Raw genomic sequence first — 8,505 nt, 5'->3', positions numbered from 1 at the left:
TTTTATTCTTTATTGAGTTTAACTTTTTATCTAAATCGTACTTTATATCCATTGCATTTCGTAATTCAGCAAAGACCCCTTCGGGTATAACAGGGACAGCATATCGTCCATCTTTAACTAATTGAGCTATTACTTTAGCATCTTTTATATCATTTTTAGTTGGATTATTATCATCCAATTCTTTGCTCTTCTTTACATGCATTGGATTAACAATAACGACTTTAATATCAGCTCTTTTTAAATAATTAGCCAATGTAAACCAATAATGACCTGTTGGTTCCATACCGATTACAACATTATCTTTTGAGTGCTTTTTGCATATTAGATCAAGCCATTTAATTAATTTATTAAACGCTTCAATAGAATTTGAAACTTCAATATACTTATCTAATTCAATTCCTCTAAAATCTTGAGCTCTAGCAACATGTGAATGCTTAGCTATATCTATTCCGATAATTAAAGTTGATTCTGTTATTTGCGAAATCTTTTTATTTTGTGTATAATTCATTTGTAGTACCTCCATTGATAGTCTTATTTTAATTCGGGGTAAGTTGCAATCTTACACCCTGTATTCTATCAGGAGGTACTTTTTTTATCAAAGTTCAAATTTATTCATTACAGGAATGCTCCTTTAGCATTGTTATCCATATATTTATTTTAATATATCATTGATACATAGTCAACTATGTGCTAAAATTAGTTTAGGAGGTGTTTAGAAATGGCAAGAAAGAATATTAACACTACATTAGATGAAGATTTATACACTGAAATTAAAATATTGGCTATCAAATTAAAAACAAATGCTAATGACTTAATTGAAGAAGGTATGAAGTATGTCATTGAAAAATACAAAAAACAAGATAATAACTCACAGTAAATATAACATTAATTATCATATTATTTTCTGTCCTAAGTATCGTCATAATATTTTTAAAGATGAATTAGAATATGAGTTATCAAAATGTTTTAAAGTAATATGTTATTGCTATGGCTACGAACTCATAGAACAAGAGATAATGCCTGACCATGTTCATCTTTTCATATCTGCTCCACCAACTGTTGCACCAGTAGATATAGTAAGAAAACTCAAAAGTATTTCTGCAAATGAAATATTTAAAGGTTTTCCTAATCTAAAGAAGTCTAAGTTTTGGGGTAGTGGTCTATGGAGTAGGGGATATTATGTAGGAACTGCTGGAACAGTATCTTCTGAAACAATTCAAAAGTATATACAAAACCAAAAGAATGTTTAATTTTTAGGCATTTAACCTAAAAATTAAAGGCACAATTCATCCTCCGAGATAAACAACGGAGGTTTTCTTGTGCCAATTTCTATAAATAATATGACATAAATTTTTTCTCCTGGGGGTGACTATGTGAAACCTATTGTTCAAATAAAAGACCTTTCTATGAATTACTATACTTTAGAAGGAGAACTTGAGGTCTTAAGAGATATTAATTTAACTTTAGAAGAAGGTAAAATATTAGCACTTGTTGGTCCATATTGTTACACATGACATAGCAGAGGCTATATATCCTAAATGGCAAACTAACTTTTAATAAAAAATAGAGGTTTATCAATAAGATAACCCCTACATTTTACCACTATACATAGACAATAAATATCTCTTTCCCATCTACTATTATATTTTCTTTCTTATATTCTTTACTTTTATTGAAATTATATACAACCATATAACCTTTATCTAATCCATGTATATCCAAATAATCAACTAATTGTTTTATTCCTTCTTCATGGTATTTTTCTCCACGCCATATTTTCAACTCTATTATATATTTTTCTTTATTGTATGTTATTACTACATCTAATCTTTTTTCTTGACTTACTTGTACTTCCTTAAAGTCAAATCCAACCCCATTTATTATAGGTTTTAAAAATGCTAAAAATAGCAACCGGCCTTCTCGTTCTATGAATTTAGAATCTATAAAGCTATATTGCTCTTTCATAAACTGTTGAAATTTTTCAATTACCTTATTTAAATTTAATTTTTTTCCTTCTATAAAGTTATTCTTATAGTTATACATAGACATCTGCTCAGATTTAACCTCTATCTTAGATATTAGATAATCATATATAAACTGCTCATATATCCTATTATCTAACTTAACAACATAATCTTCTTCTGTGAAAATCCCACAAACAAATCCTAAATCTATTATTGAATTTGCTCTATTAAAGCTTATTCTGTATCCATCTAAAACTATCTTTCTAACTAAATTATAAAGTTCACTATTATTTTCTAAATTCTTTATCAAATCATCAAATAAAGTATTTTTCTCTCTCAATATATACTTTACTGCTCTTTGAATAGCATATTCATCCCAAGCACTTTTAGTATTATCTAATATATTCTCATCAATTATTTGACACAATCTACTGACTAAAAAAGGATATCCATTAGTATAATAGTATAACTCCTTAGATAAAGTATCCGTATCCATAGATAACTTATTTTCTCTACAATATTCAATTAGCATACTCTCTATTTCTTTTTTATTAAAGCTCATATCTAAATTAAAATCAACAGCTATATTCCAAGGACTATTGAGTTTAATCTCCTCATTTGGTCTTAGCTTTAATTTAAGATTCTTTATGTCATATACTCCTGCAAGTATAACACTATGGAATGTATAATCCTCTTCTTGCTGTCTTAATAAAAACTTACTTCTAAGCACTCCTAAAAAATTTAAAAACATTTGATTATTACTCGCTTTATCTACCTCATCTATAAATAGTACTACCTCTTGGTCTACTTCTTCTATAAAATCCGTTATCATATCGGATAAATCTGCTAAATCATTAACTTCTTTAGAAAGTTCCATAAGTCTACTTGCTATGTCTTTATTTGTTAACTTAATTGATTTTGCCATTAGCTTTATAATTCTATTACTAAATGTTTTTTCATCTTTAAAGGTTTCACTTCCCAACCCCTCAAAACTACAACTTAATACCAAATATTTTGATTTTAATTTATTTTTGAGTAAGTATATAGTAGTTGTTTTTCCATATTGTCTTGGTCTATTTATTAAAAAATAGTTACCTTTATCTATCATATTTTCTATATTATCAAGCTTATCTTTTATATCTACCATATAATGCATTGATGGTATGCATGTTCCTGTTGTATTAAATGCTTTTTTCAAATTATCACCACCATTAAAATTAGCTTTTTTCTATAATTATATCACATCTAATATTAATCTAAACTATATCAAATACCATCTTTAGCATAAATACTTTAAATCCTATATTCTTGATATATACTACCAATTAAAGCACTATCTATCTCATGTATATCTCAATATGCTTACATTATCCACTTATATAGTACCTACTTATATTTTTTCTTAAAAATCTCTATTAAATCAACACAAGATAATAAAAAACCATCAATCCTTCTATATCACTTAGAATTGATGGCTATAATTTTATTCTATACTTAAAGATATCTGCTCTTTTGTGAACTCTAAATTGCTTATTTCAAGAGAATCCTTTCCTATGTCTTTAATAAATTCTACTTTATCCTTATTTCTAAACCTATCTGTTATAACCTTAGCTACATAAATTCTATCAAATCTATTGTATACTGAGCTTCCTCCTATACCAGAAAAACATATTAGCTGAATTCCATATTTATTGGCAATATCAAACATGGGTTCTAGTAAGTGTTCTGCATTAGTTTTGGCAAAAGGATTGTCCATAATAATAATTTTACTATCCTCTACTATTCCTATTTCAGACTCTCTTCTTCTCATATATGACATCAAGCTGGCGAGCAGTATAAACATGGATACAAATTTTTCTCCACCTGAATTTTGATTTAAAGCTTGTCCCCATCTTTTCTTTACTAATGCTCTTTTTTCTATTTTGTTTATAAATACTTTTATTCTATTTATATTTCCTATAAGCTTTCCTAATAAAACATCTGTTTTAATTTCAGTATCTATAATTTCTTTATAACTTCCCTCTAATTGTACTACTTCATCTACAATTTTCTTTATAAAATCTTTTAATCCATCTTCTTCAATTTCTTCTGGTATAACTATTTCTAACATTTTTTTTATTTTTCCATGAATTTTTATTGACGATTTTTTATCTATTTTTTTCATTTCATCATATATATTTTTTGAATATCTCAAAATCTGTTTAATAACCATATCTTCTTCATTTCTTATGTTTTCAAGATTTAATCTTTCTGTATCTCGCATTTTCTCTATTACTTCTACTAAAGATTCAAATTTACCTTTTGCTCTGATTTTGTTAGTTTCTTTTGTAAAATCAAAAAGTCTATCTTTTAATAAATCATATTTATCTCTATATTTCTCATAGCTACTCACAAAAAGATTTGAAATTTCTCTTTCAATTTTTTCATATATTTTATTGATAGTTTCATATTCATTTAAGAAATCATTTATTTGTTTTTCAAAGGTTTGTATGTCATCAAAATCAAGCTTCATATCTATATTTTCATATGTTAATTTTTTGAATTTTTCTATTCTATAAAATATACTTTGTAATTTTAGAATTTTGGCATCATATTCCTGTAAAATTTCTTTATATTCTTTTAAATCTTTTTTATATCTATTTTCTCTATCTTTGAAGTTTATATCTTTAATTTCTTCTAATGCTAATGGTTCTGTGTATCCAGCTTTATTTAATTCTCGTCTTTTAGCATTTAGTTCTCCTTCTAGTATTAATTTTTGGTCTCTATTTTTTTGATAATTTTCTTTTAACTCATTTATTTCTTCAACAATATATTTAATTTTTTCTTCTAAGCTATTTTCAATATCTTCATCGTATCTGACATTACAAAATTCATCACTTAAATTAGCACTTTTTACTATTTTATTTAATTTATTTTCTTTATCCTTTATATCATTTTGATACATTTTTTTATCTTCTAAATCTCTTTTTTTATCAGCATCGTATTTCTCTAGGCAAGCTTTAAGCTTTCCTTCTATAGAATTTATATTTTCTTTTATAAATTCCCCTTCCTTTATATCCCCTAGTTCATATTTTTTATATTCTATCAATTTTTTTTCATTTTCAATATTTCTAAGCTCTATATTTTTATTTATTTCATAATCATTTAAATTTTGTATTTCATTTTCTATTTTCAAAAGTCTTTCATTGTTTATTTTTAATTGTTCACCTAATTTTATGAGTTCACATTTATTCTCAATATATAATTGATAATCATTAAAAAAATCTAAAAACTCTCTTTTTTTAGTTTTTAAACTTTCTAGCTCTTTTAAACTTAATTTTAAATTATCCTTTAAATTTTTAAGTTCTTTAATATATTGTTCTTTTAAATTCTTTAAATCTTTTAATTCAATATTTGTTTTTTCTATATTGTTTTTTAGCACCTCTATGTCGTTATTTAAAGCTTTATATTCATCTCCATTAAAAGAATAATTAAATATTAAAGATTTATATCCTTGATTTGTTTCTATAGCTTGATTAATTTTGTTTATTTTTTTGTCTAAAATATTAATTTTATTTTCTTGTTCTAAAATAAGCTTCTCTCTTTTTTCATCATCTACTAAAAACTTATTAAATGAAAGAATAAAGTCTTGATTATCAATTCTCAACAAGCTATTTAAAATTTTTATTTCTTTTTTTTCATGTAGCTTGTTTTTATCTATAATTGGTATTGGAAGAGAAGTAAATACTTCTATATTCTGCATTTTTAATACTTCATAATCCTTTTTACTTAAAACCAAAGAATATGGTAAAAATGGATTTATATCTATTATTTTGCATTTTTCTTCAAAGCTTCCTTTATATTTTTTTAACCAACTAAGTCCATATTCAAATTCTATATCCTTGTATTCAAACTCTTTTTCCAATTCTTTTGGAAGATTTACTAATCCTGTTTTGTATTTTAGTATAATATCATATATTTCATTTCTTTTTTTAATTATTTTTTCTTTGTTTAATTCAAAATTATTTATATCCTCTATTATTTTATCTAGACAAGAAGTTTTATGTTTTTTAACATTTCTTTCAAAATGCTTTATTTCTAATATATTTTCTATTTTTCTTGTCTCTTCTTTAAATATTTCTAAATCGTTTTGAATTTGATTTAATTCGACTTTGTATTTGCTTATTTTCTCCATACTTTCTTCTTGTTTAATAATAGATTCATTTATGCTTTTATCAATTTTTTCTATATTTTTATTTAATTCAATTATTTCTTTTTCTAAGTTTTTTTCTATTTTATCTAAATTTTTCTTGTATTTTTCTAATTCATTTTTATTGTATTCATTTGATATATCATTTCTTTGAATGTTAAAATCACTATACTTACTTTTAAGTTTTTGCTCTTTATCTTCAAAATCACTAATATATTTTTCTTTAGCATTAATATTACCTGATATGTTAATTAATTCTTTATTTATAGTAACTTTTTCATTAGTCATATTTTTTACTTGTTTTTTTATATCTTCAATATTTGTTTTTAATTCTTCTAATAAAGAAGCTTTTTCTTTTATTTTATTATCATATAATTCGTTAAGAGTAAATTTATAATTTTTTATATTTTTGCTTATTTCACTGTCCTCTTTCTCATAATTTGCTAATCTCTCTTCTACACTAGATAACTTTTTATTTAAATCATTTATTTTTTCATATATTTCAGCTGCTTTTTGAATGTTTAATTCTTTATCATAGATTTCTTTTTGATCATTTTTTAAACTTATATTTTTTTGAATACTTTCTAAAATAATATTTAACTGTTTTATATCTTTATCTAAACTGTGATATTCATAAGATAATTTTTCATAATTTAAAATTCTTAAATCTTCTTTTAACTCTAAAATGTAATTTTCAAAATCTTTTTTATCTTTATTTTTAGCTTTTATATAATCATCTAATAAATTTGATCTTGCTGATAAATTATTTAGTAAATTGTTTTCTTGCTTGTCAATATTTGCTCCTTCTTCCATTTTTTCTTTTATTTTCACTGAATCCTCTATAAATTCATCAAAACATCTTACCTTTGCTATTGCATCTTTACTTCCTTTATAGTTTTCTATGTATTTTACAAGATTTTCTCTTATAACTTCTATTTGATTAATTTCACTGTTTAATTTACTTTCAATTAAAGGAATAATTTCCGTTCTTATAAGAGCTTCATCTGTTTTACATTTATCAAAAAGATTAGAAAGACCAGATTCATCATTATTAATTTTTTTAATAATACTTTCCCATTCTTTATGATTTATTTTATGTATTTCCAGTTCATTAAAGTATTCATTTTTCTTCGTGTTATCATTAAAATTGTAGACTTTAAAATTAGTTTTTCTTCTACTATAGTCTTTTACCTTTTTTTCTGCCTGAGAAAATCTTAATATTGTTTTTCCTTCTATAAAAGGGATATTTACTATATCAAAAGAATCCGTTTCTTTATATTTATTTGTAAAAGCTAATATTCTTATACTATTCTTTTCTTCTTCGTCTTTTGTTTTTCTTTTTATTATCATTCCAACTAAAAACTTTTCTTTATTTTCTAGTAGTATTTCATGCATTATGTAGGTTGGAGTATTGTTTGTAAAATAATCTTCAAATTTTCTTCCTGCTAAATCTCTTTTTCTTTTCAAAAAAGGTTGCATAAAAAATTGTATTAATACTGTTTTTCCTACTCCATTTTCCATTGAAAATAATGTATCTTTTCCACTTCCATAATCAAAGCATTCATTGTATATAGTTCTTTTTCCATCATTATAGTTGAGATTTATTATTCTAGTTTTGCTCAATTTAGGCATTAAATTTCACCTTCTTCTTGTGTTTTTAGATTTATAATATTATTTATATCTTCTATTCTTTCATAATCTAAAAAGTAATTTGTAGCTAAAGTATTAAACTTTTTAGTAGGAAGTATAGCTGTTTCATCCTGAATGTTTATTAGTTTTTCTTTTTTCAAAAAAGAGCAAACTTGATATATATACCATCTTCTAGTTCTAACCTTCGTCATATTATCTTCATTTAAAAGCGTAAACCAATGCTTTGAAATATCACTTATAGCAAGTTTAGTTTCATAATCTAATGATTTATCCTCTATATTTGATAATAGTTCAAATCTTTCTGTAAGCTTTTCATCTATTTCTCCAATTTCAATCATATCTCTTATTTGAGCATTCATGCCCTTTCCACTGTAAAACTCTGTTATTAAATAAATAATAATGTAACTAGCTAAAAAGAAATCTATATTTTTCATATCTGTTCTTCCAAATATCGCTTTTTTCAGTTCAGATCTTTTATATCCCAAAAACTCATTTTCTACATTAGGTATTAAGTATATGGTATTGTCAAACTTTCTTATTTTAACTCCTACTTCATCCTCATATGCTCTTAATATATCTTTCACCTTGTCATCAGCATACATTTCATATAATTCTTTATCATCATTTATTGTCAACTCTCCGTGTTCTTGAAGATAATTGTATATTTTTATTGAATTTCTTATTTCATCTAATGAATACATA

The 8,505-nt window shown here is 24.1% G+C and carries 7 protein-coding genes; 3 read left to right on the top strand and 4 right to left on the bottom strand.

Going from position 1 to position 8,505, the window contains the following annotated elements; genetic code table 11:
• The coding region (locus BUA77_RS07630) for an IS110 family transposase (RefSeq protein ID WP_159428967.1) at nt 1–508 on the bottom strand (508 nt) is incomplete at its 3' end.
• Between the two features lie 210 nt (nt 509–718).
• On the opposite strand from BUA77_RS07630, the gene BUA77_RS14185 reads away from it, so the two are divergent.
• The 3 genes from BUA77_RS14185 to BUA77_RS13835 all read left to right on the top strand — a co-directional run bounded on the left by BUA77_RS14185 (nt 719) and on the right by BUA77_RS13835 (nt 1,514).
• Complete coding sequence (locus tag BUA77_RS14185; RefSeq protein ID WP_200773939.1) at nt 719–877, top strand: hypothetical protein; 159 nt, start codon at nt 719–721, stop codon at nt 875–877.
• Nucleotides 834–1,250 carry an IS200/IS605 family transposase gene (tnpA, locus tag BUA77_RS07625; protein WP_072888883.1) on the top strand — a complete coding sequence of 139 codons (417 nt, stop codon included), beginning with the start codon at nt 834–836 and terminating at the stop codon, nt 1,248–1,250. Before BUA77_RS14185 ends, tnpA begins: the two co-directional genes overlap by 44 nt.
• Before the next feature lie 123 nt (nt 1,251–1,373).
• Entirely contained in the window at nt 1,374–1,514 is a 141-nt protein-coding gene (locus BUA77_RS13835) for a hypothetical protein (RefSeq protein ID WP_159428966.1), read from the top strand.
• 88 nt (nt 1,515–1,602) lie between these two features.
• On the opposite strand, the gene BUA77_RS07620 is transcribed toward BUA77_RS13835, so the two are convergent.
• The 3 genes from BUA77_RS07620 to BUA77_RS07610 all read right to left on the bottom strand — a co-directional run bounded on the left by BUA77_RS07620 (nt 1,603) and on the right by BUA77_RS07610 (nt 8,504).
• Nucleotides 1,603–3,162 (bottom strand): GxxExxY protein, encoded by a 1,560-nt coding sequence (locus BUA77_RS07620; protein ID WP_072888881.1) that lies wholly within the window; start codon nt 3,160–3,162, stop codon nt 1,603–1,605.
• Nucleotides 3,163–3,447: 285 nt separating this feature from the next.
• Nucleotides 3,448–7,785 carry a coiled-coil domain-containing protein gene (locus BUA77_RS07615; RefSeq protein ID WP_072888879.1) on the bottom strand — a complete coding sequence of 1,446 codons (4,338 nt, stop codon included), beginning with the start codon at nt 7,783–7,785 and terminating at the stop codon, nt 3,448–3,450.
• Nucleotides 7,785–8,504, bottom strand: coding sequence for a DUF6063 family protein (locus BUA77_RS07610; RefSeq protein ID WP_072888877.1), 720 nt, complete (start codon nt 8,502–8,504; stop codon nt 7,785–7,787). Before BUA77_RS07610 ends, BUA77_RS07615 begins: the two co-directional genes overlap by 1 nt.
• Nucleotide 8,505 lies beyond the last annotated feature (1 nt).

The organism is Tepidibacter formicigenes DSM 15518 (assembly GCF_900142235.1).
GTDB classification, from domain to species: domain Bacteria; phylum Bacillota; class Clostridia; order Peptostreptococcales; family Peptostreptococcaceae; genus Tepidibacter; species Tepidibacter formicigenes.
This window is presented reverse-complemented; position numbering and strand designations above follow the sequence as displayed.